Consider the following 24,946-nt stretch of genomic DNA (forward strand, 5'->3'; position numbering starts at 1 on the left):
GCGCGCGGGCTCACCCGGTCACGGCCGGCGGCGGGGCCGCCAGCCAGGTCTCGTGCAGGTGCAGCCAGTCCAGGCCCGCGCCGCGCCGGAACACCACCGTCGCCCGGCGCCCCTGCGCGTCCGGTGGCGGCGCGGGCCCGCCGGGAGCCGTCCCGTGCCATTCCTCGTAGGTCGCCACCACGAGATCGCCCGACCCGGCCACCACGCGGACGTCGCGGATGGTGATCCTGAGATCCGGCGCGCTGCCGTGGGAGCCCTCCACCCAGGCCACGACCTCCTTCCGCGCCATCGCCACCCCGTCGGGGCCGACCAGGGTGAAGTCCGGTGCGAGCGCCCCGGCGAAGGGCGCGAAGTCCGCCCGGTCGGCCGCTCCGGTCAGCCACGCCTCGATCACCCGGTGCAGGCGGATCACCTCGCGCTCGGCGTCCGTCATGACAGACCCCTGACGGCGATCCACTCGCGCAGCGGCGTGAGGGACATGCCCAGCCGCTCACCGGCGTCGTGGGCGGTGGCGAAGAAGCCGTCCGTGTCGCGGATCCACCGGTAGGTGCCGGCGACCCCGGCGGCCGTCGGCGCGCCCGCCATCCGCGCCAGGTCCGCCTCGAACGCGTCCACGTCCTGCTCCTCGTAGCGCACCTGAGCTCCGAACGCCGCCGCCAGCTCGTGCCCCGTCAGCGCCTGCGGCCCGCCCACGTCCAGCGTGAGCCCGTCCAGCCCGTCCCGCGTGAGCGCCGCGGCCGTCACCGCGCCCAGGTCGTCGTGCGTCAGCCACGGTACGGCGACCCGCGCGGGGACGGGGTAACGCAGCACGCCCGAGCTCGCCAGCGGGCCGGACACCCAGGGCGCCAGCAGGTTGTCGGCGTACAGGGGCGGGCGCAGCACCACCACCGGAAGCCCGCTGCCCAGCAGGGTCGCGGCCGCGCTCGCGCGCGTGTCGAACGCGGCCACGCCCGTGTCGCGGCCGGGCAGCCGGTTGCCCGTGTTGAACACCAGCCGCCGCACCCCGCCGGCCCGGGCGCCGCCGATCACGTGGCGCACGTAGGCGGAGACCGTGGCGGGGTCGAACTCCATGGGCAGCGACACCGACGCGTGCGTCACCCCGTCGAACGCCTCCTTCACCCGCCCCGCGTCCCCGAGGTCGCCGGGGAAGGGTCGCACCCCTTCAGGGACGTTCGCGGTGCGGGAGAAGCCGCGGACCTCGTGCCCCGCCGCGACCAGCCGGCGGGCGACCGCGCCGCCTTGGGCGCCCGAGGCGCCGATCACCAGGAATCTCATGGGCTCCATCCTTCCGGCGTGCGGCAGTACGCTCTATAAAAGGACATCTCACGATATTTAAGGATCGTCCGGTGGATGGTGACCTGTTGAGCGAGCTGCTGGGACCGCTCCGCCTGCGCGGGGTGTTCCGCAGCCGCTGGACGGCCCGCGCGCCGTGGGGCGTGACGGGCGAGCGGGAAGACTGCGCCCTGCTGCACTACATCAGCGAAGGCACGTGCACGGTGGAGCTGCCGGGGGCCGAGCCGGTGCTGCTGGGCGCGGGGGAGCTGGCGGTCTTCCCGCACGGCGCGGGCCACCGGCTCGGCGACGCCAGCGGCGGCCCCGCCGTGCCGCTGGACAGCCTGCTCCCCGGGCGGGAGCCGGGCCTGGCGCGCAGGGTGTCGATCGACGGCCCTGGACCGCTGACCGCCGTGCTCTGCGGCGGGCTGCACTACGACGCCGCCGCCGCGGCCCCGCTCTACCGGGCGCTGCCGCAGATGCTCGTACTGGACCGCGCGGCGATCGACGGCGAGCCGCTGCTCGGCGACATGCTGGACCGGCTGTCCGGCGGCTGGGACGGCGGGGAGCCAGGGCTGGAGATCGTCGCGTTGCGCGCCTTCGAGCTGGCCTTCGTGCTCGCCCTGCGCGCGGCCCTCGCGAATTTGTCCGAGGGCGAGCCGATCCTGCGCGCCCTGCGGCATCCGGCCGTCGGGGCGGCGCTGCTGGCCGTGCAGACCAGGTTCGCCGAGCCCTGGACGGTGGAGTCGCTGGCCGAGGAGTCGGGACTGTCGCGCTCGGCGTTCGCCGCGGCCTTCCGCGAGCTCGTCGGCGAGGCGCCGATGCGGCACCTGACCGCCCGCAGGATGCAGGAGGCCGCGCGGCTCCTCGCCGAGAGCACCCTCCCGCACAGCCGGATCGCGCGGCGCGTCGGTTATCGGTCGGCGGTCGGCTTTCACCTGGCCTTCAAGCAATGGCATGGTTCGACGCCCGGCGAATATCGCAAGAACGCCGACGCCCGCGCAGGCGGGAAAAGGTGACCGGCTCGGTCAGGCGAGAGGGCGGGGGGCGGGCAGGCGGAGGCGGTCGACGGCGTCGCGGCGGGTCTTCTCCGGGCGGCGGTCGTAGCGGGCCGTCGTGGCGGGGGAGGAGTGGCCCACCAGAGCCTGGGCCGTCGCCAGGTCCACCCCGGCGTCCAGGAGCTCGCCGATGAACGTACGGCGGAAATCGTGCGCCGTACGCCGCGACGCGCCCGCCTCCCCGAACCGGCGGGCCAGGATGTCGGCGATGCCCTGCCCGGTCAGCCGCACCGGCCTGCCGTCGCGCCGCCGCAGGGTGCCGTACTTGCTGATCGGGCTGAACAGCGCCCCCGAGCTGGTCCCGCGGATCGCCAGCCACCGCTCGACGAGCCCGATCGCCTCCGCCGTCAGATAGACGAGGCGCTCCTTGTCGCGCTTGCCGCGCACCCGCAGGGACCGGGCGCCGGGGTCGTAGTCGGCCAGCGCCAGGCCCGAGAGCTCGGCCCGGCGGCAGCCGGTGGAGTAGAGGACGGCGATCAGCGCCGCGTCGCGCACCCCGGCCGGGGAGTCGTCGCAGGCCGACAGGGCCGCCCCGACCACTTCGGGCGGAACGTGGTGCCCGGTGGGCAGCCGGCTCTGGCGTACGGGAGCGAGGTCCGAGGCGCGGGCGAAGTCCTCGGCGCTGGTCTGGCCGAGCCGCCACGCCTCCTTCAGCACCCGCCGCAGCGCCACCAGGTGCTTGTTGACGTACGCCGCCGACCAGCCCTGGTCGGTGAGCATCGTGCGGATGCGGACGGTGTGCTCGTAGCGCAGCAGGTGCCACGGCTGGCCCGCGCCCGTGGCGCTCTCGTCGCCGGTGAGCAGCCGAGCCAGCCGGTCGAGGCAGCCGCGCATGGTGCGGCGCGACTCGGGGCTGGTGAGCGAGTCGAGATAGACGTGGTAGGGGTCGCGCGCCGGCTCGACCGGCAGCGCCGCGGCATCGGGCACGGCAGGCAGGCTCACCGGGCCGATCTTACGGCCCCTCCGTCCACGAGCCCATCCAGGCGCGACCCGTCTCCGCGCCGGCGCCGGGCCGCCGTCCTGTCAGAAGGGGCCGGTGAGCTCGCCCAGCTTGTCGGTCAGCTGCAGGTTGGCCGCGTAGTCGACCGGGACCGCGATCACGGACACGACGTCGTCGGCCAGCGCCTTGCGCAGCGTGGGCAGCAGCTCGCCGGCGCTGGTCACGCGGTGGCCGCGGGCTCCGAAGCTCTCGGCGTACGTGACGAAGTCGGGGTTGCCGAACGCGACGTGGGAGTCGCGCCCCAGCTCCAGGTCCATCTTCCACTCGATCAGGCCGTAGGCGTCGTCCACCCACACCAGCACCACGAACGGGATCCGCTCGCGCACGGCGGTTTCCAGCTCCTGGGAGTTCATCAGGAACGCCCCGTCCCCGGTCGCGGCCAGCACCTTGCGCTCAGGGTGGGCCAGCTTGGCCGCCAGCGCGCCCGGCACCGCGAAGCCCATGGACGACAGCCCGTTGGAGACCAGCATCGTGTTCGGCTCGTAGGTCGGGTACATGCGGGCCATCCACATCTTCACCGCGCCGGTGTCGGCCAGCACGATGTCGTCGCGGCCCATGGCCTCGCGGATGTCGGCGACGATCCTGCGCGGCGACAGCGGGAACGCGCCCTCGGCACGCCCCTGCGCCAGCTCCTCGCCGATCATGCGGCGGATCTTCTGGCCGGTGCCGTTCATCTCGAACCGCCGGTGCACGGCGTCGCCGAGCGCGTCCAGCGAGCGCGAGACGTCGCCGTGCACCCCTACCGCCACGGGGTAGTGGTCGTCCACCTCGGCGGGGAACCGGTGAATATGGATGATCTTCTTGTCGCGCAGCGGGTTGATCTTGACGGGGTCGAACTCCTGCAGCTCGTACCCGACGCTGATCAGCACGTCGGCCTCGTCGAAGCCGAAGTTCACGTAGTCGTGGCGCATGAACCCCACCGCCCCCAGCGCGTGCCGGTGGTCGTCGGGGAAGACGCCCTTGCCGTTGAACGTGGTGGCCACCGGCAGCTCGAGCCGTTCGGAGAAGCGCACCAGAGCCTGCGAGGCGCCCGCCCTGGTCGCGCCGTGGCCGGCCAGCACGATGGGCCGGCGGGCGCCGTCGAGCACCTCGGCGGCGCGGGCGATCTGCGCGGCCGAGGGATCCTGCGGGCGTACGACGTTCACCGGGAGCGGGGCCAGGCCGTCGGGGATCGGCGCCGACTCGACGTCCTCGGGGATCGCCAGGTAGACGGCGCCGGGCCGCTCGGTCTGCGCGGTCTTGAACGCCTTGCGGATCATCTCGGGCAGCGCCTGCGGCGACGGCACCAGCTCCGCCCACTTGGTGATCGGCCTGAACAGCGAGACCAGGTCGACCACCTGGTGCGACTCCTTGTAGATGCGGTCGAGCCCCACCTGGGCGGTGATCGCCACCACCGGCGTGCTGTTGGTGGTCGCGTCGGCCACGCCGAGTTGCAGGTTGATCGCGCCAGGGCCGAGCGTGGCCGACGCCACGCCGGGCCTGCCGGTCAGCCTGCCGTAGATCTCCGCCATGAACGCCGCGCCCTGCTCGTGACGTACGAGGACGTAACGGATGGAGGAGTCGTGGAGCGCGTCGACGAAGTGGATGTTCTCCTCACCGGGGATGCCGAAGACGTATTCGACGCCCTCCGCCTCCAGTGCCTGCACGATCAGCTGGGCGGCGACGGCCTGCCGGGACATGGGAAACGCCTCTTTTCATGAAGACTGCGTTCCTCGACAGCACCGGGAGACCCCGGTTCATTCCAGCCTGGCCACCCCTTCGAGCAGCCGGTCGACGTCGGAGCGGTCGTTGTAGTGCACCAGGCCCGCGCGCACCGCGCCGCCCGACTCGCGGATGCCGAGAGCGCCGGTCAGCTCCCAGGCGTAGTTGTGGCCGTTCCACACGTTCACGCCGAGCCTGGCCAGGTGCTCGGCCACCTGGCGCGGGGTGTGGCCGGCCACGTTGAAGTAGGCGGTGGCGGTGCGCCTGGCGGGCTTGCCGTACACGGTGACGTGCGGCATCGTCTCCAGCCCTTCGACCAGCACCTGGAACAGGGCCAGCTCGTGCTCCTCCGCCGCGGCCATCGAGGCGAGCAGGCGCTCGCGGCGGTTCCCCGTGCCGGGGACCATGGAGGCCAGGTGGTCCACGGCCGCCGTGACGCCGTCCAGGTCGGCGAACGCGGCCGTGCCCGTCTCGAACCGCTCCGGCACGGTGTCGGCCGAGGAGGCCAGCTTGTCCGGCCTGATGGTCTCCAGCAGCGCCGGGTCCGCCACCACCGCGCCGATGTGCGGTCCCGACCACTTGTACGCGCTCGTGGCGTAGAAGTCGGCGCCCAGCGCCCGCATGTCCACCGGGCCGTGCGGGGTGGCGTGCACGCCGTCCACGTACGTCAGCGCGCCCGCCCGGTGCGCCAGCTCGGCGATCGCGGGCACGTCGGGGCGGGTGCCGAGGATGTTGCTCGCCGCCGTCACCGCCACGACCCTGGTGCGCTCGCCGATCAGGCTCTCGTACTGCTCGACCGGCAGTTCCCCGGTGACCGGGTCCACCTCGGCCCAGCGCACGGTGGCGCCGGTCTGGGTCCAGGGGCGCACGTTGGCGTCGTGGTCGAGCCTGGAGACCACGACCTCGTCGCCGGGACCGGCGACGGCCCTGGCCAGGCGGTAGGTGAGCGTGGTCATGTTCGGGCCGAGGATGACGCCGTCCGGATGGCCGCCGACCAGGTCGGCCACGGCGGCGCGGCAGGCGGCGACGATGGCGTCGGAGCGGTGGCTGGCGGGGAAGGCGCCGCCGACGTTGCCGATCCCGGTCCGGTATGCGGTGGAGATGGCGTCGATCACCGATTGCGGCGTCTGCGTGCCGGCGGCTCCGTCAAGATAGGCGTAGCCGTCGGAGAGTGCGGGATAGGTGGCGCGTACCGTTTTGATAGGGAAAGGCATGGTATGTAGATGCTCAGCCTCGGAGACCTCAATCGTGCCGCGCCGACGCGTCAGCACCTTCTTGTGCTGTCATGCGAAGAACGCGGCGCCGTACGGGCCTGGCCGCCGGGCAGGGAGCTGAAGAGGTCTGCGGATCTCGCGGGAAGGGGGCTGGACGACGTGCCGAACGCGCCCTTGACGTGGGTGGCCGGCCTGTCCGGGCGGAGGTTCGACGGATGCCCCAGCTGACCGCCCTGGACGCGCAGTTCCTGCACTTCGAGACGGCCACGAACATCGCCAACATCGCGGGCCTGGCCATCCTCGACGGCGACCTCCACCGCGCCGACCTGCAGGCCCTCCTCGAACAACGGCTCCCGTACGTGCCCGCGCTGCGCCGCAAGCTGGCCCCGGTGCCGCTGGGGCTCGACCACCCGTACTGGATGCAGGAGGACGATCTCGACCTCGACTACCACGTGCGCGAGATCGGCCTGCCGCCGCCCGGCGACGAGCGGCAACTCGCCGAGCAGGTCTCGCGGCTGCACGCCCGCCGGCTCGACCGGCGCCGGCCGCTGTGGGAGATCTATCTCATTCACGGGCTGGCCGGCGGCCGCATGGGCCTCTACACGAAGATCCATCACGCGGCCGTGGACGGGGTGGGCGGCGCCGACGTGCTGGCCGCGCTGCTCGACACCGGCCCCCGGCCCGCGCCGCCGCCCGAGGCCGAGCCCGAACGCGACGCCCCGCCTCCCGGGCAGGCGGAGATGCTGGCGCGCGGCGTGGCCAGGCTGGCCGGCAACCCCGCGCACGCCGTGCGGTTCGCGTCCATGGCCGTCCCCCACCTGGACGAGATCCCCGTCGTGTCCGCGCTCCCCGGCGCCCGGTTCGTCTCCGGGCTGGCCCGCAGGCTGGCCGGCGCCCGGCAGGTTCCCGACCTGCCGACGCTGCCCGTGCCCAGGACGCCCTTCAGCGGTCCCGTGTCGGAGCACCGGCGCTTCGCGTACGTGTCGCTGCCGCTGGACGAGCTCAAGCAGGTGCGCAAGGCGTTCGGCGTCACCGTCAACGACGTGGTCATGGCCGTGTGCGCGGGAGCGCTGCGCGGGTGGCTGGCCGCGCACGGGGGCGTCCCGAGCCAGCCGCTGGTGGCGGGGGTGCCGTTCTCGCTGCGGGACGCCGGGGCCGAGGGGCCCGGCAACCAGGTGACGATCATGACGGCTCCGCTGGCCGTGCACGTCGCCGACCCCGCCGACCGGCTGCAGCACGTGCGGCAGGCCATGCGGCGGCTCAAGGACCGGTTCTCGCCGGCGTCCGCGCGGTGGTTGCGCGAGTTCAGCGAGTCGATGCCCGCCGCTCTCATGGGCCTGGCCTCCCGCTCGGCGTTCGCCCTGCTCGGGCAGGCCGCCCCGCCGATCAACCTGATCGTCTCGAACGTGCCGGGACCCCAGTTCCCCCTGTACGTGTGCGGGGCCCGGCTGCTGCACCACTATCCGGTCTCCGTGATCTCGGACGTGAGCGGCGGCGTCAACATCACGGCCTTCTCCTACGACGGCTCGCTCGACATCGGCGTCATCACCGACCGCGCGATGGTGCCCGACGCCTGGGAACTGGCCGGATACCTGCGGGACGCCCTGGCCGACTTGCGCAACGCGGAAGCCGACGTGTCGCGATGACGCCTACGCTTCCCGGATGATCCTCGATCGCCCCGCTCGCGGTGGCCTGATCGCGCGACAATTCAGATGACCGGAATGTTCGGCAAGCACCGGGCCGGGTCGCCGCTATCCCGCCCGTGACGGTGCGGCGGCGGTGAAGGAGATCCACACGTCAGGGCGAACGTCGGGCCGGTTCGGGACGGGCCGGCGTTCCTCGGTCCACGCGTCGCCGGCGACGTCGGTGGCGACGCGCCGCCAGAACGCGACGGCCGCCGTGTTGGCGTCCTGGAAGGCGATCTCCCAGGGGCCGGGGTGCCGGGAGATCACCTCTCGTACGACGGTCATCCCGATCCCGGACCGCCGTGCGCCGCGTACCACGAAGAAGGCGTTCAGCACGCGGGCGGGGCCGGACAGCGCCCGCACGAAGGAGAAGCCGAGCGGCCGGTCGCCGCTGGTGAACAGGTAGGCCGCCCAGTCGTCGTCCTCGAGCGCCGAGCGCAGCCGTTCGCCGTGGTAGGTGGCGTCGGGGCTGGGCAGCCCGCCCTGGAACTCCGCCATGTCGTGGCGGAACATGAGCCAGAGGCGTTCGACGGCGGGGTGGTCGGCGGCGCTCACGGGCCGCACGGTTGCCTGAAGAATCGTCATACAAGCATTTTCCGGCCGGGAGCAACCTCCGGCCGGAAAGGTAAAATCTAGCAGATCCCATCTCGGTCGGCGGCGGCATGAGAGGTGTGGCCGGAGCCGTGAGCGGCCGTCAGGCGCGCCCGTGCCGCGGCAGCAGCAGGCTGACCAGCGCGATGGCCAGGCCGAGCCCGGCCGCCATGAGGAAGACCAGGTCGTAGCCGGCGGCGAGGGCGTCCGGGGTGCCTTCGGAGCCCTCTGCCGCGGCTGTGGCGCCCGCGGCCGTCGCCAGCACGGCCAGGCCCGCCGACCCGCCTACCTGGCCGGCGGTCTGGGCCAGGCCGCCGACGACCCCCGCGGCGCCCTCGGGAGCGTCGGCGGTCGCCGCGGCCATGAGGGTGGGGAAGGTCAGCCCGATGCCGACCGCGACGAGCAGCGTGGGACCGAGCACGCCGGTGACGTAGCCGGTGCCGGCGTGAGCCTGGGCGAGCCAGCCGAAACCGGCGAGGAGACAGGCGGAGCCCGCCGGCACCAGAGTGCGTACCCCGAGGCGCGGCAGCAACGCGGCGGCCCATCGCGCCGTCATCATGAACGTCACCGCCGCGGGCGTCTGCCCCAGCCCGGCTTCGAGCGCGGTGAAGCCGAGGACGTTCTGCAGGAACAGCGACGAGAAGTACCACATCGCGATGGCGATCCCGCCGAAGAGCAGCAACATGCCGCTGCCGACGGCGACCCCCCGGATTCCGAGCAGCCGCATGGGCATGATCGGCTGGGTGGCGAAGCGCGCCTCCACCACCGTGAAAAGGACGAGCAGGAGCACGCCCGCCACGGCCGGCCCGAGGACCTGCGCGGACGTCCAGCCATGATCGACGCTCCGCATGACCCCGTAGATCAGGGCGGCCAGCCCCGCCGTCCCCGTGACCGCGCCCGCCAGGTCGAGGGGCCCCCGCCGCCTGGTTCGCGCGCCGGCCAGCGACACCATGGCGAGGCCGATCAGCACGGCGCCGATCGGCACGTTGATGAGGAAGACCCACCGCCACGACACGCCGGTCGTGATGGCGCCGCCGGCGAGCGCACCGGCCATCCCGCCCACGCCGCCCGAGGCCGACCACGCGCCGAACGCCCTGGCGCGCGCGGCCGGCCCGGTGAAGGACGTGTTGATCACGGCCAGCGTCGCCGGCGCCATCATGGCGGCCCCGACGCCCTGCGCCACGCGGGCCGCCACCAGGACCTCCGGAGCGGCGGCCAGGCCCCCGGCCAGGCTCGCGACGGAGAACGCCAGCAGCCCGCCGACCAGCATCCCGCGCGGCCCGAACAGGTCGGCGGCGCGGCCGCCCAGCAGCATGAAGCCGCCGAACGTCAGCAGGTAGCCGTTGACCACCCAGGCCAGGCCGGTGGGAGTGAAGCCGAGCTCCCCGCCGATGGAGGGCAGGGCGAGGTTCACGATGGAGGAGTCCAGGATCACCATGAACTGGCACGCGCACGCCAGCGCCAGGATCATCCGGGCGGGGCCGGTGCGCTGCCCGGCCGGCGGGAAAGTGGTGCCGGTCATGACGTCCCCCTTCACGAGGTCCGGGTGGTCGTCGCGGCGATGGTCTCGGAGGCGTCGCCGCCGTCGGTGGCGCGGCCGTCCGTCAGCAGCCGCATCGTGATGCGGGCCAGCCTCCGTCCCTGATATCTGGCCGCGTCCAGCGCCGCGGCGTCGGAGCCGTCGCCGTTCACCAGCGACGTGCCGTACGGGTTGCCGCCGGCGGCGTGGACGACGGGATCGGTGAACCCGGGCGGGACGATCAGCGCTCCCCAGTGGTAGAAGACGTTGCCCAGCGACAGGATCGTGGCCTCGTTGCCGCCGTGCCGGTTGAACGCCGAGGTGAAGGCCGTCACCGGCTTGTCGGCCAGCCTGCCTTCCCGCCACAGACCGCCGGCCTGGTCGATGAACTGCTTGAGCTGCGCGGCCGGCGTGCCGAAGCGGGTCGGCGTGCCGAAGGCGTCGGCCCACGCCAGGTCCTCGATCCGGGCCTGGGAGATGGAGGCCGTGGCGTCGGTGTGCCGCCGCCACAGGGGGTTCTGGGCGATCGCGCTGTCGGGCGCCAGCTCGGCGACCCGCCGCAGCCGTACCTCGGCTCCGGCGGAGGCGGCGCCTTCGGCGACGGCCTGCGCGAGCGCGTGCACCTTGCCTGTGGCGCTGTAGTAGATGACGGCGACCTTCACGCTCATGTGCGGCTCCTCGATGTCGTGTAGGATTAGTTATCCGGATAACTATTATGCGCATAACTAATTTGTCACGGAGAGCCGATGGACTTCGAGCAAGCCGACGCCCTCAACCAGGCCATCCGCCTGCTGAGCCTGCGCCACCGGGCCAGGGCCGCCACACTGCTGTCCCCGCTCGGCCTGCACCCCGGGCAGGAGGCGCTCCTGCTCGAACTCGCCAGGACCGGCCCGATGATCCAGGCGGAGCTCAGCGAGGCGCTCGGTTGCGAGCCGCCCAGCGTCACGCTCATGTCCCGCAAGCTCGAAGCGGCCGGACACGTACGCCGCGCACCCGCCCCCTCGGACCGGCGCGCCAGCGTCGTCGAACTCACCGACAGCGGCAAGGAACTGGTCGGCCGGATCAAGCAGCTGTGGTGCGCCCTGGCGGACGAAACCGTGGCCGGCCTGCCCGCCGCGACCGTGGCGGAGCTCCCCGGCATCCTCAGGGCTCTGGTCGGCAACGTGGACGCGAAAGCCCGCCGCCCGCACGGCTCTGGCGCGCTCTGACGGCGCGCCTCCGACGGGCCGCCGCATGGTGGGGGCGTGATCCGGCGGATGCGGGGGCGCCGGTGGCGCAGGCGCCTGCTTCTGAAGGTGGCCGGCTACGCCGGCCGGCGGACGGCGTAGCCGCCGATGGCGGGTTCGAGGAGGTCGAAGACGCGCCGCGCGGCCTCGGCCAGCGCCCCGGCGATCTCGTCGTCGTCCTGTCCGGCCAGGGTGCGGCGCTGCAGCTCGCGGAAGAGCAGCCGGTCGGCCGCCGCGAGCTGTGCCGCCACGGCCCGCGCGACGACCGTGTCTCCTTCGATGTCTCCTTCGACGTCCGCTTCGACGCCGGCGGCGGGCGTCCCGCCCTGGGATTCCCCGGCGGCCTCCTCGCCACCGTGGACGGCCGCCCTGCCCGCGGTGTCGTACGACGTCCTGGCGGCTTCCGGGGTGCCGGCCGTGGCGGGCTCGTCGGGGGCCGCCGCGTGCGTCTCCGCGGCGAGCGCGCCGGCGAGGGCCTCTTCACGCTGGTCGTGCAGGTCGCGCAGCCGGGTCACCAGAGTCGGGCTGCCGGCGACCATCCGGGCGAAGTCGCGTCCGGTGAAGCCGATGACCGGGTCACGCTGTTCCAGCGCGTGCGCATATGCTCGACGTACCGCGCCCAGCGCCGACTCCCCAGGTGGGCGCCGGGCGACCGCCTCCGCCAGGCCCGCCACGAACGCCTCGTGGTGGTCCAGGGCCAGATCCTCTTTACGGGGGAAGTAATTGGTGACGGTCATCTTGGCCACTCTGGCGGCGCCGGCGATGTCGGCGATCGTCGTGCGGTCGAAGCCACGTTGCAGGAACAGTTGGGTAGCGTGGTCGGAGATGGCCCGCCTGGTCTCGCGCTTCTTCTGTTCCCTCAATCCCAAGGTGTCGATGCTCATAGCCGCAGTCTCTCACAGATTTTTAGGTGCGACCTATATTTAGGCTTGCTTCAAGAGAAGTATGTACCTAATGTTAGGCGTGACCTAAGTTTAGGTTGCCGTCCATCCTACCCAACGCGAGCGAGGAGAGTGTTTTGTCCCAAGCAGCAGAGGTTCTCGAGCTGGACGAAAGCGTCGCCGACAGTGGCAGCGCCATCGGCGCCGACTCGGTCAAGACCTACCTGAAAGAGATCGGGCGGGTGCCGCTGCTCACCGCCGAGCAGGAGATCGAGCTGGCCAAACGCATCGAGGCCGGGCTGTTCGCCAGAGAGCGGCTCGACACCGAGCCCGACCTTCCCGGCGAGCTCCGCGCCGACCTGGAGTGGATCGCCGCGGACGGCACGCGGGCCAAGCAGCGCATGCTGGAGGCCAACCTCCGGCTGGTCGTCTCCATCGCCAAGCGCTACACCGGTCGCGGCATGCTCTTCCTCGACCTGATCCAGGAGGGAAACCTCGGCCTGATCCGGACGATCGAGAAGTTCGACTACCGGCTCGGCTACAAGTTCTCCACCTACGCCACGTGGTGGATCAAGCAGGCGATCACCCGCGCCATGGCCGACCAGGCCCGCACGATCCGCATTCCCGTCCACATGGTGGAGCTGATCAACAAGGTGGCGCGGGTGCAGCGGCGCCTGCAGAGCGACCTCGGCCGCGAACCCACGCCAGAGGAGATCGCCAAGGAGAGCGAGCTCGAGGTGAGCCGCGTCATCGAGGTGCAGGGCTACGGCCGCGAGCCCATCTCGCTGCACACGCCGCTCGGCGAGGAGGGCGACAGCGAGTTCGGCGACCTCATCGAGGACACCGAGGCGGTCTCCCCGGCCGACGCGGTGTCGTTCACGCTGCTCCAGCAGCAGCTGCACGCCCTGCTCGACCAGCTCTCCGAGCGCGAGGCGGGCGTGATCAGCATGCGCTACGGCCTGGCCGACGGCAAGCCGCGCACGCTCGACGAGATCGGGCGCGTCTACGGCGTCACCAGGGAGCGGATCCGGCAGATCGAGGCCAAGACGATGTCCAAGCTCCGCCATCCGTCCCGCTCGCTGGCGCTGCGCGACTACCTGAGCTGACCGTTCACCTGGCGCACGAGGTTCCGGAGAGAAAGGCTGCGCAAACGGGAACTCAAGACTGTCGCCACAGCCCCTTGGATGTTGCTGTGAGTGACCTAGATTCCCAGGCGTGAAACGCTCCCGTTCGAGCCTCGTCCACCAAGTGACGTACGCGTTCAAGAACCCGCGCAAGATCCTGCCCCACCTGAGGCGGCTCGCCCGCGACACCTGGTTCAGGCTGCGTACCCGCGACCACGTCGCCTACTACCGTGCCGTCATGAAGTCCGACACCGCGCGAGACCCCGAGGGCGCGGTCGGCTCACACACGCACCGCCGGTGGCTGGCGCTGGGCCGTATGCAGTTCGACTACCTCGTCGAGCACGGGCTGAAGCCGGAATGCCGGATGCTGGAGATCGGCTGCGGCAACCTGCGGGCCGGTCACCTGTTCATCGACTACCTGCACACCGGCAACTACTACGGCATCGACATCTCGCCCGACATCCTCATGGCGGCCCAGGACACCCTCGCCGAACACGGGCTGGGCGACAAGCTCCCGCACCTCACCCCCGTACGCGACCTGCGCTTCGCCTTCCTGCCCGACGAGCACTTCGACGTCGTCCACGCGCACAGCGTCTTCTCCCACTCGCCGCTCGACGTGATCGAGGAGTGCTTCGCCCACGTCGGCCGCGTCATGAAACCCGGCGGATGGTTCGACTTCACCTTCGACCGCACCGAAGGCAAGGAGCACCAGGTGCTGCGGGAGGACTTCTACTACCGCACCGAGACCCTGATCGCGCTGGCCTCCAAGCACGGGCTGCAGGCGAGGTTCATGGACGACTGGGAACGCCTGCCGCACAAGCAGTCGAAGATCCGCGTCACCCGGCGGGCCGCCGCCTCCTAGCCGCACGGCGGAAAACGACCTGCGTGCGCGCGGTGGTCTGGCCTAGCCTGTGGCGCGTGAAAGACGTCCGGTCGCTGCCCAAAGCCCATCTGCACGTTCACCTGGAGAGCACCGTACGCCCTGAGACCGTGCGCGACCTGGGCGGCACACCCGGACACGGCGGCGTGTTCCGCGACTTCAGGGAGTTCGCCGACCAGCGGGCGCGGGTGCGCGCGCTGCTGCGCACGGCCGAGCACTTCCGGCGCGTCGCGGTGGAGTTCTGCGCGGACGAAGCCGCGCAGGGCACTCGCTACGCCGAGGTGACCTTCACCGCCGCCTCCCACGGGGAGCGGGTGGGCAAGCCGGAGATGCCGCTGGAGGCGGTGCTCGACGGGCTGGACGAGGGCAGGGCCCGCTACGGCATCGAGTGCCGGGTGCTGCTCGACCACTCCAGGCGACGGCCGGTGGAGCGGCTGTGGAGCACGTACAAGCTGGCCACCCGCTACGACAACGTGATCGGCATGGGGCTGGCGGGCGACGAGAGCCATCCGCTGGCGCCGTTCGCCGAGGTGCTCGACGCGGCCAGGGACGCGGGGCTCCATCTCGTCCACCACGCGGGCGAGGCGGCCGGCCCGGCCAGCATCCGCGAGGCCCTCGACCTGGGGCACGCCGAGCGCCTCGGGCACGGCATCCGGATCCTCGACGACGAGAGCCTGGTGGCGGAGGCGCGCGAGCGCGGGATCCCGCTGGAGGTCTGCCCCACGTCCAACGTCCTGCTCGGGCTCGTCCCGTCGCTGGCCGAGCACCCGCTGCCGCGGCTGCGGGCGGCTGGGCTCACCGTCACGATCAACACCGACGGGGAGACGGCGCTGGCGGACGAGTACACCCGGCTGCGCGACGTCTTCGGCTGCACCGACGACGATCTGGCCGGGCTGGCACGCGCGTCGATCGACGCGGCGTTCGCCCCCGACGAGGTGAAGGCCGAGCTCAGGGCCGCCGTGCACGCCTGGGCCACGGCGCCGTGAGCGGCCCCGTTGCGGGCGGGGTGACGCCGGACGGCCCTCCTGACGAGGTGCTCGACGCGTACGGGGCCGAGGGGCGGCCGGTCTGGATGGGCGGGGCCTGGCGGGTCGGCGATGCGGTCGTGAAGCAGGTGGACTTCCTGCCGGAGACCGTGTGGCGGGCCGAAGCGCTGTTTGCGTTGCCTGACTCGCCCGAGTTCCGCGTGGCCCGTCCCGTACGAGCGCGGGACGGTGCATGGGTGGCGCACGGATGGGAAGCGGCCCGGCTCGTCCCGGGCGAGCCCGACGTCGGCAGGCAGGACGACGTGCTCAGGGCCGGGGCCGCCTTCCACGAGGCGATCGCCCACCTGCCCCGGCCCGCGTTCCTGGACGTCCGTGACGACCCCTGGTCCCACGGGGACCGCGTGGCGTGGGAGGAACTCCCCGGCCCGCCCGGCGCGGCCCGGCTGCTGGAACCGCTCGTACGGGCTCGGCGGCCGGTGGATCTCCCGTCGCAGGCGGTCCACGGGGATCTGCCCGGCAACGTGCTGTTCGCCCCCGGCCTGCCACCGGCGATCATCGACTGGCCGGTGTACTGGCGTCCGCCGTCCTGGGCCGCGGCGGTCGCGGTCGCGGACGCGCTGTGCTGGCACGGCGCCTCGCCCGCGCTGGCCGAACGGTGGGCACACCTGCCCGAATGGGGGCAGATGCTGGTACGCGCGCTCATCTACCGGATCGTCACCCACGAGGCCCTGAACGGGCCTGAGGCATGGACTCCGGACCAGGTGGCCGCCTACCGGCCGGTGGTGGACCTCGCCGTCACCCACGCCCGCCCGGCCGCCGGATGACGCCCCCGCCCGGGTCCCGCCCACGGTCGCCGGTGGGTGACGGCCGGGCGGAACTCGGTGACCGGTTGCCCGGCACGGTGCTGGCGGCCGTCCTGGCGCGGCCGGGCGGCAGGGTGCTCGGCTGCCACGCCGAGCCGATCGGCAGCGGCACCGGTGCGGCGACCGGCGCGGCGGGGGCGGGCGGGCGCTTCGACCGGGCGGACGTCGAGGTGGGTTATCACGCGACGCTGGCGCTGACCGGTGCCGGGCGCGTGCACTGATGGTGTCCGGTGGCATGCGGGTGCCCGAAGGTTATGAGGACTTCGTCCTGCCGCAGGCACCGTGACCGCGGCCGTGTCCGCCTCGCGGCGTGGACATGCCTGCGAGCCGGGTGAGATCGTCCAGCACAAGACAGCGACTTTCGGCCTTGCCCTTGGTGGGTGCGTCAGGCCACCCAGACGCCCTCTCGCATCAGGACGCGGCCGGGGAATTCGTGTTCCCCGTGCCATGCCTGTATCGTGCGCGGCCGGACCTTGAAGAACGCGTAGGGCGGGTCCTGCTTGCGGGGATCCCAGCCGTACTTCTTCTCGAACGTCCCCGCTGCCGCCTCCGCCACCTCGTGCGAGGCGTACGTCTCCACATCGCCGTCGAGGAGCACGACGTCCTGGGTGTCGGCGAAGGCCAGCCGTGTCCGGCCGCCGTTGCGCAGGTTGCGCCCGGTCGGGTTCGTGGCTCTGGTCGACAGCCAGACGGCCCGCTCGTGCCAGGCGAACCACAACGGCACGAGGTACGGCACACCGTCCGCGTCGGCGGACGCCACCCAGATGTCCGTCTCCCGTTCCAGCCTGCCGAGCACGTCGTGCGTGCGCTGTTCGAGGGTGCGGGACGGCCTTGTGAGCTTCATGACGGCAAGGCTACGGTGCGGGCGGCGAGGAGATCAGGAATCGAGAAGCGTGCAGCCGCCGACAGTGCCTAGCCTGACGTGCATGAACGTATCCATTCACGCGAGTTTCCTGCCGCACGACGACCCGGACGCGTCCCTGGCCTTCTACCGCGACGTCCTCGGTTTCGAGGTGCGCGACGACGTCGGCTACGACGGGATGCGCTGGATCACGGTCGGCCCCGCAGGCCAGCCCGGCACGTCCATCGTCCTGCAGCCACCGGCCGCCGACCCCGGGATCACCGACGCCGAGCGCGTCACCATCGCCGAGATGATGGCCAAGGGCACCTATACCGGCATCCTGCTGGCCACCGACGACCTCGACGGCTTCTTCGCGCGGGTGCAGGCCGGTGGCGCGGAGGTCATGCAGGAGCCGGTCGAGCAGCCGTTCGGGGTCCGCGACTGCGCCTTCCGCGACCCCGCCGGCAACATGATCCGCGTCCAGGAGCTGCGCTGAGCGCCTGAGATCAGGGGACGCTCGCCCGGCCGTCGGGCGGTCGTGTGCGGTGGAGGGCGAGGCCGGCGTCCACGACCTACCCAGGCATGTCGGTGTGCACCATGACCGAGACGACCGCCGGCAGGGCCCCGATGGGTGTTCTGCGGGAAATCGCCACGGTGCTGCGGCCGGGTGGAGTCCTCGTCCATGTGGGAGTGCATCCGTGTTTCGTAGGCGGGTTCGCCGACTGGAGCGACCCGGAGGCGGTGGTGATCCATCCCGGCTACCTCGACCGGCACCGTACCAAGGCGTCGTGGACGAACCAGGGGCTGCGCGACAAGGTCGGAGCGAGCCACTGGCCGCTGCCCGGGTTGCTGCACGGATTCCTGGACGCGGGCTTCGCGCTCGAACGGTTCGCCGAGGGCTGCGTACCCGTGCCCATGACACTCTCGGTAAGGGCTCGCCGGGTGACGGGCACCGGGTGACGAGCGAGGGGCGGGGATGGTGACGGTGACCGGCGACGGGCGAACCGATCGGGCCCGCGCCACGTTTCGGTAGGCGTGATGTCACGCGTACTCGCCACACTGTTCCTGATCATGGCCCTGGTGCCGGTCTCCGGCGCTCCGGCGGACGCGACGGCCTGCTCGTGCGCGTCGCGCACGCCGCGGCAGAGCGTCGACGCCGCGGCGGCCGTCTTCTCCGGCACGGCCACCCACGTCGACGAACCGCTGCCGAACAACGGAGAGGTCGCCGTCACGCTCCGCCCCGACCACGTCTACAAGGGCGAGCCCGGGGCCGAGCTGCGCGTGTCCACCAGGGCGGAGTCGTCGGCGTGCGGATACACGTTCGAGCAGGGCGGGCGCTACCTGATCCTCGCGGGCTCCGGCCGCTCCGGGCTGACCACGACGTTGTGCTCGGGCAACCTGCGGCTCCCGGCCGGAGACCGGCCGCTGCGGCTCTCCGACCGGACCCAGGGCATGCGGCCGCTCACCCCCGAGCTGATCGACGCCCTGGGCACGCCTGTCCGGGTGCGCGCCGAGCCGGCCCCCGACCGTACGAACCTGATGGTGATCGTCGCGGTGGTGGCGGGAGCGCTCGTGCTGGGCGCGGTGATCTGGCGCCGAGGAAGGGGCGCGCCACGCGGGTGACGCGGCCGCTACCGGAGCGCCCGCTGGATCACCGCCGCGCCCAGCGGCCCCAGCTCCACCTGCCCCGCCACCGGCGACCCCGTGAGCAGGTCCGTCCCTGGCCCTTCGAGGGGGACGGACGCGCCGAGCTCCGCGCTGTGGTTGAGCAGGAACACGTACTCGTACGTGTCGTCCCCCCGCACCGAGCACTCCACGTGCGCGGGCACGCCCGCGAACCGTGACCGCACGCCCGCCGACGCCACGGCCTCCAGCACCACCGCGTCGAGGGCGGCCTGCTCCAGCAGCGTCGCCACGTACACGACCCGCCCCGAGCCGTAGCGGTTCTCGACCACGGCGGCCCGCCCTTCGAGCAGCCCGTCGGCGTAGGTGGCCAGCGCCGTGCCGCTCTCCAGGTGGAGGTCGTCGCGCCACCAGGTCGACGTCGCCCGCCGCCCGTCGGCGAACTCCACGGCGAATGTCTCGTGCGGGCGCGCCGGCCAGTACTCGTCGATCTTCGCGCCGATGAGGTCGCGGAACGCGCCGGGATACCCGTCGGGCCGTACCCGGTTGCAGTCGTCGACCACGCCCGAGAAGAAGGACATGACGACCGTGCCGCCGTCGCGGGCGAAGGCCCGGATGCGCTCCGCGCCCTCGTCGCCGATCAGGTACGCGTTGGGCACCACCAGCACCTTGTACCCGTCCAGCGACGACCCCGCCGGCACCACGTCGACCGCGTGGTGCCGCTCCCACAGCGGCGCGTAGTGCCGCATGACCGTGTCGGTGTAGCTGAAGTCGCTGCGGGGCAGGCCGTGCGTCTCCTCCAGCCCCCACCACCCGTCCCAGTCGAACAGCACGGCGATCTCCGCGCGCGAGGTCGTCCCGGCCACGGGCGCCAGCAGCTTCATCTCCCGGCCGAGCTCGACGATCTCCTTGAACGTGCGCGAGCCGGGGCCGGAGTGCGGCAACATCGCCGAGTGGAAACGCTCGTGCCCGCCCCGGCCGGCCCGCCACTGGAAGAACATCACCGAGTCGGCCGCCCGCGACACCGCCTGCAGCGAGCCCAGCCGCATCCGCCCCGGCTCCTTGACGACGTTGAGCTTCCACTGGCACACCGCGCTGCTCGACTGCTCCATCAGCATCCACGGCTGCCCGCCCTTGAGCGAGCGGAACAGGTCGTAGTTGAAGGCCGCCGACACGTGCGAGTCGGCTTCGGCCGGATTGGGATAGATGTCGAGCGCGACCGCGTCCTCCTCCGGCGCCCACCGCCAGTAGTCGGCGTGCCGGAAGAAACGCATGAAGTTGGTCATCACCGGCACGTCATCGCGGAACGAGCGCACGATGTCCCGCTCGGCCAGATAACACTCCAGCAGCGCGTCGGAGGTGAAGCGTTTGAAGTCGAGCTTGCGGGCCGGGTTCGTCCAGGTGCGCGGGATGTTCGGCACCTCGATCTGCTCCCAGTCGGTGTAGAGCTGGCCCCAGAATCGGGTGGTCCATGCCTCGTTCAGGGTCTCGAGGTCGCCGTACCTGCGCCGCAGCCATCTGCGGAAGTTGACCGACGCGGCCTCGTTGTACGCCGTCGGACCGTACTCGTTGCTGATGTGCCACATCGCCAGCGCGGGATGGAACGAGTACCGCTCCGCGAGCCTGGTCGTGATGCGGGCGGCGTACTCGCGGTAGATCGGCGACGACGGGTCGTAGTGCAGGCGGTTGCCGAAGCCGAACGGCTCCCCGTCGGCCATGATGGGGAACACCTCGGGGTGCAGGTGCGTGAGCCAGACGGGCGGCGCCGCCGTCGGGGTGGCCAGGTTGACGCTGATGCCGTGCTCGTGGAGCAGGTCCATGACGTCGTCCAGCCAGCCGAACTCGTACGTCCCCGGCTCGGGCTCCAGCGACGCCCACGCGAAGACGCCCAAGCTGACGGTGTTGACGCCGGCCTCGCGCATGAGGCGGACGTCCTCGTGCCACACGGCGGGCTCCCACTGCTCAGGGTTGTAGTCGCCGCCGTAGGCGAATCCGCCGACGCGGGTACGGAACGTGTCCATGCGGGTCATAGGGGAACTCCGATCACAGGAGGCGCGAGGTGACGCCGGCCGTGTCCGCGGCGATGCGGGCCGCGCCGTCCGGTCCGGGGTCGCCGTCGGCGATGGTGACCGCGTAGCGGAAGGCCAGCGACGCGCCCGGCTCCACCGGCCGCACGACGTCGAAGAACGGCGCGGGGCAGACGCACGCGAAGATCCCCGTCCGCACGAACCACTGGACCGGCTCATCATCGGGCTCATCATCGGGCCCGTCGTCGACGAACACGAGCGTCGAGCTCGCGTCCACCTCGTCGTGGTCGCCGGAGTAGGCCAGCCACGTGCCGCGCTCGCCCATCATCTCGTCGCCGCCGGTGCGCCCGTCCAGGTAGACGCGGCCGTTGCTGAACGAGCGCGGCCCGCGCCAGAACAGCCCGCCGTACCCGGCGTTGGGCCGTCCCTCGGTGGTGGGGCTGCCGATCGGCACGGTGGCGCCGGAGACGTTGGTGAACTCGGTCGCGTACGCCAGCGTCCACCCGTGCTCGCCGAGCAGCGCCCCGAAGGAACGGCGTTCGGTGAACCAGGGCTCGCCGGTGCTCGCCACCCAGGTCAGCGACTCCTTGACGGCCATCCGGTCCGCGCCGCTGCTGATCGAGTCGAAACCGTCGTGCACGATGGCGCCGTTGTTGTCGGCCTGCACGTAGCCGCGGTCGCGGTAGTACGTGACGCCGCCCCAGAAGTTCTGGGTGCCCACGTTCGGCAGCGACCAGGCGATGCCCTTGTGCCAGACGTGGTCCCAGGGCCGGTAGAGCGACACCAGCCGGCCGGACCGGGTGCGCAGCGGGTGAAAGTAGGGGCGGGGCGACTCCAGCCGCCGGTCCCACGGGCCGTACACGTAGCGGAACAGGTCGACGCCGTCGCTGGTGAGCGTCAGCGCCCGCCCGCGCTCGTCGGTGAGCCGCAGCCCGTCCACGGGTTCTGTCATCAGGCGGTCCCTTCGGCTGGCCACGGCGCCCGGTGGCCGCCCATGGAGGAGTAGAACGGGGAGCCCTCCGCCAGCTCGCCGCTCGCCACCTCCCGGCCGGTGAAGGCGGAGGCGTAGACGGCGGCGATGAGCTCGAGGGTCGGGCGGGCCTGCGCCGTCGTGACCGGCATGGGCGCGCCGGTGCGCAGGGCCTCGGCGGCGGCCGCGAACTGGGCCGAGTGGCCGGAGGGCCCGCCGGGAGGCAGCGCGTTCCAGCGGGACGCGGCGTCCGGGTCGCCGGGGGCGGGGGTGAAGCGCCAGGAGTCGTCGCCGTAGCCGTACAGGTGCTCCAGCTCGGCCGTGCCGCCGGCGAGGTCGAAGCGCAGGTAGCTGGTCTCGCGGGCGGACAGCAGGCTGTTGACGATCACCAGGGTGGCTCCCGAGGCGAGGGTCACCACCGCGGTCGAGAAGTCCTCCGTCTGAGTCGGCCGCGCCTTGCGGCCCGCCGTGGCGCGCACCGACTCCCACGGGCCGGCCAGGGACAGCATGAGGTCCATCTGGTGGATGCCGTGGCCCATGGTGGGCCCGCCGCCCTCCGACTCCCACGTGCCGCGCCACGGCACCGCGAAGTAGGAGTCGGGACGGAACCACAGCGTGTTGCAGAGCGCCAGGTGCAGCGGCCCGAAGTCGTCTCGGGCGATCGCCTCGCGCAGCGCGACCGCGCGGGCGCCGAACCGGTGCTGCGAGACGGTGCCGAACGAGCCGGCGCTGCGCGCCTCGGCCGCGGCGATCTCGTCGAACTCCCGCAGCGACAACGCCGGCGGCTTCTCGCACATCACCGACCAGCCCCGCTCCAGCACCGCCACGGCCTGGTCGCGGTGCAGGCCGGGAGGGGAGCACAGGTGCACGACGTCGCACTCCGAGCGTTCGAGCAGGTCCTCGACGCGCGTGTAGCGCTCGGGCACGTCCCACGTGGCGGCGAACGCGTCCAGCCGGCCGGCGTCGATGTCCACGGCGGCGACGATCCGCGCCGACCCGCCGAGCGCCGACAGGGCGGCGGCGTGGACGCCGGCGATGCCGCCGGCGCCGACGATCGCGATCCTCATGACGGCTGCCCCTTCTCGACCGACACGGTGGTCAGCCGCCGCTCCTCCCCGGTGACCTCGTGCACGGGCCCGGTCAGCAGCACGCTCGCCTCGGCCACCACGTCGGCGGCCGAGCGGCGCACCGACACGCCCACCTCGCCGGGCTCGACGACGCGCCGCCCGTCCCTGCCGGTGAACGCCAGCAGCCGGGCGGGCACGTCGAAGCTCACCGTCGCGCACTGGCCGGGGTCCAGCTCGACCCTGGCGTAGCCGACGAGCTGGGCGAGCGGCCGGGTGACGGAGGCGATCCGGTCGGAGGCGTACAGCTGGACCACCTCGGCGCCCGCCCGCTCGCCCGCGTTGCGCACGACGACCGAGCACCGGATCGGCTCGCCGGCCCGGACCTGCCCGCCGGCCGTCAGGCCCTCGCAGGCGAAGCGGGTGTAGCTCAGCCCGTGGCCGAAGGGCAGCTCGGGGGCCGGGTCGATGTTGCTGACCGAGCCGGCCGCGCCCAGCTTGGGGTGCAGGTAGCTGTAGGGCTGGCCGGCGACCGAGCGCGGCATGCTCATTGGCAGCCGGCCCGAGGGGTTCACGGCGCCGCTGAGCACCCGGGCGATGGCGCCGGCACCTTCCTCGCCGGGGAAGTACGCCTGCACGACGGCGGCGGCGTTCCTGAGGATCCCCGGCACCGCGTACGCGCGGCCGGTCATCAGCACCGCCACGACCGGCGTGCCCGTGGCGATGACCGCGTCGGCGAGCTCCTGCTGCGCGCCGGGCAGGTCGAGCGTCTCCACGTCGCAGCCCTCGCCGGAGGTGCCCCTGCCGAACAGCCCCGACCGGTCCCCGAGCACGAGGATCGCGACGTCGGACTCGCCGGCCAGGCGGGCGGCGGCGGCGATCCCCGAGCGATCGCCGTCGTCCACCCCCGTTCCCCGCTCGGTCCTGATCACGGCCTCCGGCAGCTCCTCCCGCAGCGCGTCGAGCACCGTGGGCGCCGCGATGCCGGTCTCCACGCCGGGGGAGTGCGGCAGCACGTGGTTGACGAAGGAGTAGCAGCCGAACAGCGCCGCGACGCTGCCGGCGTTCGGGCCGACGACCGCGACGCGCCTGCCCGCGGCCTGGCCGAGCGGCAGCACACCGTCGTTGGCCAGCAGCACGATCGACTCCTCGGCCAGGCGCCGCGCCAGGGCCCGCGACTCCGGGTCGTCGAGGTCGATCGGGCCGGACCCGCGCGGTTCGTACCCGTCGTCGAGCAGGCCGAGCGCGGCCTTCTGCGTCAGCACCCTGCGCAGCGCCCGGTCGACGAGCGACTCCGGGATCCGCCCCGCGGCCACGGCCCGCTTCAGCGGCTCCAGGTAGGCCACCCCGGTGGGCAGCTCGACGTCGATGCCCGCGCTGAGCGCCTGCACGGCCGCGTCCTCGGCGTCGGAGGCCACGGCGTGCAGGGTGTGCAGGAAGGCCACCGCGAAGTAGTCGGCCACCACCGTGCCGTCGAAGCCCCACTCGTCGCGCAGGATCCGGGTGAGGTAGTGGGCGTCGGCGGCGATCGGGATGCCGTCGATCTCGGCGTAGGAGTTCATGACCGAGCCCGCCCGCGCGTCCCGCACGGCGACCTCGAAGGGGAACAGCAGCGTGTCGGCCACCTCGCGGGGGCCCGCGTGCACGGGGGCGAGGTTGCGGCCGGCGCGGGAGTTGGAGTAGCCGACGAAGTGCTTGAGCGTGGCGATCACGCCCGCGCACTGCAGGCCGCGCACGTACGCCGCGCCGATGGTCGCGACCTCGTACGGGTCTTCGGAGATGCACTCCTCGACCCGGCCCCACCGCTGGTCGCGGATCACGTCGAGCACGGGGGCCAGGCCCTGGTGCACGCCGAGCGCCCGCATGGAGGCCCCGATCCTGCGGCCCATCTCCTCCACGAGGGCGGGGTCGAATGTCGCGCCCCACGCGGGCGGCACGGGATAGGTCGTCGCCCGCCAGGCAGCCAGCCCTGTCAGGCACTCCTCGTGGGCGATGGCGGGGATGCCGAGCCGGGTGTGGTCGCGCAGCCAGCGCTGCCGTCCGGCCAGCTCGGCGCTCGCCTGCGCGGGGTCGACGGGCGTGGTGCCGAAATGGCGGGTGACGTGGCCGAGCCCGTGGCGGGCGAACGCCTCGAACTCCTCCTCGTCGCCCTGCATCGCGTCCTGCAACGGCGCGACGACGCCTTCTTCCCGGTTGACGTTCAGCCACAGGCCGACGAGCTGGGCGAGTTTCTCGTCGAGCGACATCTCCGCGAGCAGGTCGTCGACCCTGAGCGCCGCGGTCTCCGGCTGCTCACCTCGTGCAGGCATACACCCTCGTTCGTGGCATGGAGATCTCCATCTGTTGATAGCGCTAACAGGGGGCCTGCTAGATCGCGGCGCGCCGGCCGGACGTGTCTTACGGATCAGAAAGTTTCCGGAT

Annotated in this window: 24 protein-coding genes and 1 pseudogene; 11 read left to right on the forward strand and 14 right to left on the reverse strand. The window is 72.4% G+C overall.

Annotated features, from left to right (window positions below; all coding sequences use genetic code 11):
- Positions 1–10: 10 nt before the first annotated feature.
- Together ACTWPV_RS22980 and ACTWPV_RS22985 are read right to left on the reverse strand one after the other, a co-directional pair.
- Positions 11–433 carry a nuclear transport factor 2 family protein gene (locus ACTWPV_RS22980; protein WP_443153329.1) on the reverse strand — a complete coding sequence of 141 codons (423 nt, stop codon included), beginning with the start codon at positions 431–433 and terminating at the stop codon, positions 11–13.
- Positions 430–1,275, reverse strand: a complete 846-nt coding sequence (locus ACTWPV_RS22985; RefSeq protein WP_443153330.1) for an SDR family oxidoreductase — start codon at positions 1,273–1,275, stop codon at positions 430–432. The genes ACTWPV_RS22980 and ACTWPV_RS22985 overlap by 4 nt, the downstream gene beginning before the upstream one ends.
- Positions 1,276–1,346: 71 nt before the next feature.
- On the opposite strand from ACTWPV_RS22985, the gene ACTWPV_RS22990 reads away from it, so the two are divergent.
- A complete protein-coding gene (locus ACTWPV_RS22990) occupies positions 1,347–2,291 on the forward strand; it encodes an AraC family transcriptional regulator (protein WP_443153331.1) in 945 nt (314 codons plus the stop codon).
- Positions 2,292–2,300: 9 nt separating this feature from the next.
- On the opposite strand, the gene ACTWPV_RS22995 is transcribed toward ACTWPV_RS22990, so the two are convergent.
- The 3 genes from ACTWPV_RS22995 to ACTWPV_RS23005 all read right to left on the reverse strand — a co-directional run bounded on the left by ACTWPV_RS22995 (position 2,301) and on the right by ACTWPV_RS23005 (position 6,245).
- The gene (locus tag ACTWPV_RS22995) at positions 2,301–3,272 is read right to left on the reverse strand and encodes a tyrosine-type recombinase/integrase (protein ID WP_347644520.1); all 972 of its coding nucleotides are present in this window, start codon (positions 3,270–3,272) and stop codon (positions 2,301–2,303) included.
- Between the two features lie 81 nt (positions 3,273–3,353).
- The gene (locus ACTWPV_RS23000) at positions 3,354–5,009 is read right to left on the reverse strand and encodes an acetolactate synthase large subunit (RefSeq protein ID WP_443153332.1); all 1,656 of its coding nucleotides are present in this window, start codon (positions 5,007–5,009) and stop codon (positions 3,354–3,356) included.
- A 57-nt stretch (positions 5,010–5,066) separates the two neighbouring features.
- Complete coding sequence (locus ACTWPV_RS23005) at positions 5,067–6,245, reverse strand: cysteine desulfurase-like protein (protein WP_443153333.1); 1,179 nt, start codon at positions 6,243–6,245, stop codon at positions 5,067–5,069.
- Between the two features lie 215 nt (positions 6,246–6,460).
- On the opposite strand from ACTWPV_RS23005, the gene ACTWPV_RS23010 reads away from it, so the two are divergent.
- A complete protein-coding gene (locus ACTWPV_RS23010) occupies positions 6,461–7,891 on the forward strand; it encodes a WS/DGAT/MGAT family O-acyltransferase (protein ID WP_443153334.1) in 1,431 nt (476 codons plus the stop codon).
- A 105-nt stretch (positions 7,892–7,996) separates the two neighbouring features.
- Here the strand turns inward: ACTWPV_RS23010 and ACTWPV_RS23015 are convergent, their stop codons facing one another.
- The 3 genes from ACTWPV_RS23015 to wrbA all read right to left on the reverse strand — a co-directional run bounded on the left by ACTWPV_RS23015 (position 7,997) and on the right by wrbA (position 10,708).
- On the reverse strand, positions 7,997–8,515 hold the full coding sequence (locus tag ACTWPV_RS23015) for a GNAT family N-acetyltransferase (protein WP_443153335.1): 519 nt from the start codon (positions 8,513–8,515) through the stop codon (positions 7,997–7,999).
- A gap of 109 nt (positions 8,516–8,624) precedes the next feature.
- Positions 8,625–10,043 (reverse strand): MFS transporter, encoded by a 1,419-nt coding sequence (locus tag ACTWPV_RS23020; protein ID WP_443153336.1) that lies wholly within the window; start codon positions 10,041–10,043, stop codon positions 8,625–8,627.
- Between the two features lie 11 nt (positions 10,044–10,054).
- Positions 10,055–10,708, reverse strand: a complete 654-nt coding sequence (wrbA, locus tag ACTWPV_RS23025) for an NAD(P)H:quinone oxidoreductase (protein ID WP_443153337.1) — start codon at positions 10,706–10,708, stop codon at positions 10,055–10,057.
- A gap of 78 nt (positions 10,709–10,786) precedes the next feature.
- Here wrbA and ACTWPV_RS23030 point away from each other — a divergent pair, with 78 nt between their 5' ends.
- Positions 10,787–11,248: a MarR family winged helix-turn-helix transcriptional regulator gene (locus tag ACTWPV_RS23030; RefSeq protein ID WP_443153338.1), complete on the forward strand. Its 462-nt coding sequence runs from the start codon at positions 10,787–10,789 to the stop codon at positions 11,246–11,248.
- Between the two features lie 95 nt (positions 11,249–11,343).
- On the opposite strand, the gene ACTWPV_RS23035 is transcribed toward ACTWPV_RS23030, so the two are convergent.
- Positions 11,344–12,150, reverse strand: coding sequence for a TetR/AcrR family transcriptional regulator (locus ACTWPV_RS23035; protein WP_443153339.1), 807 nt, complete (start codon positions 12,148–12,150; stop codon positions 11,344–11,346).
- Between the two features lie 200 nt (positions 12,151–12,350).
- On the opposite strand from ACTWPV_RS23035, the pseudogene ACTWPV_RS23040 reads away from it, so the two are divergent.
- The 5 genes and pseudogenes from ACTWPV_RS23040 to ACTWPV_RS23060 form a co-directional block, all read left to right on the forward strand.
- Positions 12,351–13,253 (forward strand): annotated as a pseudogene (locus ACTWPV_RS23040) (RNA polymerase sigma factor); the annotation flags it as partial.
- A gap of 109 nt (positions 13,254–13,362) precedes the next feature.
- Positions 13,363–14,133, forward strand: a complete 771-nt coding sequence (locus ACTWPV_RS23045) for a class I SAM-dependent methyltransferase (protein WP_443153340.1) — start codon at positions 13,363–13,365, stop codon at positions 14,131–14,133.
- Positions 14,134–14,189: 56 nt separating this feature from the next.
- Complete coding sequence (gene add / locus ACTWPV_RS23050; RefSeq protein ID WP_443153341.1) at positions 14,190–15,137, forward strand: adenosine deaminase; 948 nt, start codon at positions 14,190–14,192, stop codon at positions 15,135–15,137.
- Complete coding sequence (locus ACTWPV_RS23055) at positions 15,134–15,961, forward strand: TIGR02569 family protein (RefSeq protein WP_443153342.1); 828 nt, start codon at positions 15,134–15,136, stop codon at positions 15,959–15,961. The genes add and ACTWPV_RS23055 overlap by 4 nt, the downstream gene beginning before the upstream one ends.
- Positions 15,962–15,993: 32 nt before the next feature.
- Positions 15,994–16,221: a hypothetical protein gene (locus ACTWPV_RS23060; RefSeq protein WP_443153343.1), complete on the forward strand. Its 228-nt coding sequence runs from the start codon at positions 15,994–15,996 to the stop codon at positions 16,219–16,221.
- A gap of 164 nt (positions 16,222–16,385) precedes the next feature.
- On the opposite strand, the gene ACTWPV_RS23065 is transcribed toward ACTWPV_RS23060, so the two are convergent.
- Complete coding sequence (locus tag ACTWPV_RS23065) at positions 16,386–16,844, reverse strand: pyridoxamine 5'-phosphate oxidase family protein (protein WP_443153344.1); 459 nt, start codon at positions 16,842–16,844, stop codon at positions 16,386–16,388.
- 82 nt (positions 16,845–16,926) lie between these two features.
- On the opposite strand from ACTWPV_RS23065, the gene ACTWPV_RS23070 reads away from it, so the two are divergent.
- The 3 genes from ACTWPV_RS23070 (at position 16,927) to ACTWPV_RS23080 (ending at position 18,464) form a co-directional block, all read left to right on the forward strand.
- Entirely contained in the window at positions 16,927–17,337 is a 411-nt protein-coding gene (locus ACTWPV_RS23070; protein ID WP_347644509.1) for a VOC family protein, read from the forward strand.
- A 101-nt stretch (positions 17,338–17,438) separates the two neighbouring features.
- A complete protein-coding gene (locus ACTWPV_RS23075; RefSeq protein ID WP_443153345.1) occupies positions 17,439–17,801 on the forward strand; it encodes a hypothetical protein in 363 nt (120 codons plus the stop codon).
- A 78-nt stretch (positions 17,802–17,879) separates the two neighbouring features.
- Positions 17,880–18,464: a hypothetical protein gene (locus tag ACTWPV_RS23080; protein ID WP_443153346.1), complete on the forward strand. Its 585-nt coding sequence runs from the start codon at positions 17,880–17,882 to the stop codon at positions 18,462–18,464.
- Positions 18,465–18,472: 8 nt separating this feature from the next.
- On the opposite strand, the gene ACTWPV_RS23085 is transcribed toward ACTWPV_RS23080, so the two are convergent.
- From ACTWPV_RS23085 to ACTWPV_RS23100, 4 genes are read right to left on the reverse strand one after another with little or no spacing between them, the layout of a single operon-like run.
- Positions 18,473–20,494 (reverse strand): beta-galactosidase, encoded by a 2,022-nt coding sequence (locus ACTWPV_RS23085; RefSeq protein ID WP_443153347.1) that lies wholly within the window; start codon positions 20,492–20,494, stop codon positions 18,473–18,475.
- Between the two features lie 13 nt (positions 20,495–20,507).
- Positions 20,508–21,443, reverse strand: a complete 936-nt coding sequence (locus ACTWPV_RS23090; RefSeq protein WP_443153348.1) for a PmoA family protein — start codon at positions 21,441–21,443, stop codon at positions 20,508–20,510.
- The gene (locus tag ACTWPV_RS23095) at positions 21,443–22,528 is read right to left on the reverse strand and encodes a Gfo/Idh/MocA family protein (protein ID WP_443153349.1); all 1,086 of its coding nucleotides are present in this window, start codon (positions 22,526–22,528) and stop codon (positions 21,443–21,445) included. Before ACTWPV_RS23095 ends, ACTWPV_RS23090 begins: the two co-directional genes overlap by 1 nt.
- Positions 22,525–24,834: a beta-xylosidase/alpha-l-arabinosidase gene (locus tag ACTWPV_RS23100; RefSeq protein ID WP_443153350.1), complete on the reverse strand. Its 2,310-nt coding sequence runs from the start codon at positions 24,832–24,834 to the stop codon at positions 22,525–22,527. The genes ACTWPV_RS23095 and ACTWPV_RS23100 overlap by 4 nt, the downstream gene beginning before the upstream one ends.
- Between the last annotated feature and the right edge of the window lie 112 nt (positions 24,835–24,946).

Source organism: Nonomuraea sp. KM88 (genome assembly GCF_052245635.1).
GTDB lineage: Bacteria > Actinomycetota > Actinomycetes > Streptosporangiales > Streptosporangiaceae > Nonomuraea.

Excerpts from the sequence above, each read along its gene's own strand:
- wrbA (WP_443153337.1), bottom strand. The coding sequence starts at position 10,708 with ATGAGCGTGAAGGTCGCCGTCATCTACTACAGCGCCACAGGCAAGGTG.
- ACTWPV_RS23010 (WP_443153334.1), top strand. The coding sequence starts at position 6,461 with ATGCCCCAGCTGACCGCCCTGGACGCGCAGTTCCTGCACTTCGAGACG.
- ACTWPV_RS23100 (WP_443153350.1), bottom strand. The coding sequence starts at position 24,834 with ATGCCTGCACGAGGTGAGCAGCCGGAGACCGCGGCGCTCAGGGTCGAC.
- ACTWPV_RS23000 (WP_443153332.1), bottom strand. The coding sequence starts at position 5,009 with ATGTCCCGGCAGGCCGTCGCCGCCCAGCTGATCGTGCAGGCACTGGAG.
- ACTWPV_RS23035 (WP_443153339.1), bottom strand. The coding sequence starts at position 12,150 with ATGAGCATCGACACCTTGGGATTGAGGGAACAGAAGAAGCGCGAGACC.
- ACTWPV_RS23090 (WP_443153348.1), bottom strand. The coding sequence starts at position 21,443 with ATGACAGAACCCGTGGACGGGCTGCGGCTCACCGACGAGCGCGGGCGG.
- ACTWPV_RS23030 (WP_443153338.1), top strand. The coding sequence starts at position 10,787 with ATGGACTTCGAGCAAGCCGACGCCCTCAACCAGGCCATCCGCCTGCTG.
- ACTWPV_RS23095 (WP_443153349.1), bottom strand. The coding sequence starts at position 22,528 with ATGAGGATCGCGATCGTCGGCGCCGGCGGCATCGCCGGCGTCCACGCC.
- ACTWPV_RS22980 (WP_443153329.1), bottom strand. The coding sequence starts at position 433 with ATGACGGACGCCGAGCGCGAGGTGATCCGCCTGCACCGGGTGATCGAG.
- ACTWPV_RS23005 (WP_443153333.1), bottom strand. The coding sequence starts at position 6,245 with ATGCCTTTCCCTATCAAAACGGTACGCGCCACCTATCCCGCACTCTCC.
- ACTWPV_RS23015 (WP_443153335.1), bottom strand. The coding sequence starts at position 8,515 with ATGACGATTCTTCAGGCAACCGTGCGGCCCGTGAGCGCCGCCGACCAC.
- ACTWPV_RS23065 (WP_443153344.1), bottom strand. The coding sequence starts at position 16,844 with ATGAAGCTCACAAGGCCGTCCCGCACCCTCGAACAGCGCACGCACGAC.
- ACTWPV_RS23020 (WP_443153336.1), bottom strand. The coding sequence starts at position 10,043 with ATGACCGGCACCACTTTCCCGCCGGCCGGGCAGCGCACCGGCCCCGCC.
- ACTWPV_RS23085 (WP_443153347.1), bottom strand. The coding sequence starts at position 20,494 with ATGACCCGCATGGACACGTTCCGTACCCGCGTCGGCGGATTCGCCTAC.
- ACTWPV_RS23080 (WP_443153346.1), top strand. The coding sequence starts at position 17,880 with ATGTCACGCGTACTCGCCACACTGTTCCTGATCATGGCCCTGGTGCCG.
- ACTWPV_RS23070 (WP_347644509.1), top strand. The coding sequence starts at position 16,927 with ATGAACGTATCCATTCACGCGAGTTTCCTGCCGCACGACGACCCGGAC.
- ACTWPV_RS23075 (WP_443153345.1), top strand. The coding sequence starts at position 17,439 with ATGACCGAGACGACCGCCGGCAGGGCCCCGATGGGTGTTCTGCGGGAA.
- ACTWPV_RS22985 (WP_443153330.1), bottom strand. The coding sequence starts at position 1,275 with ATGAGATTCCTGGTGATCGGCGCCTCGGGCGCCCAAGGCGGCGCGGTC.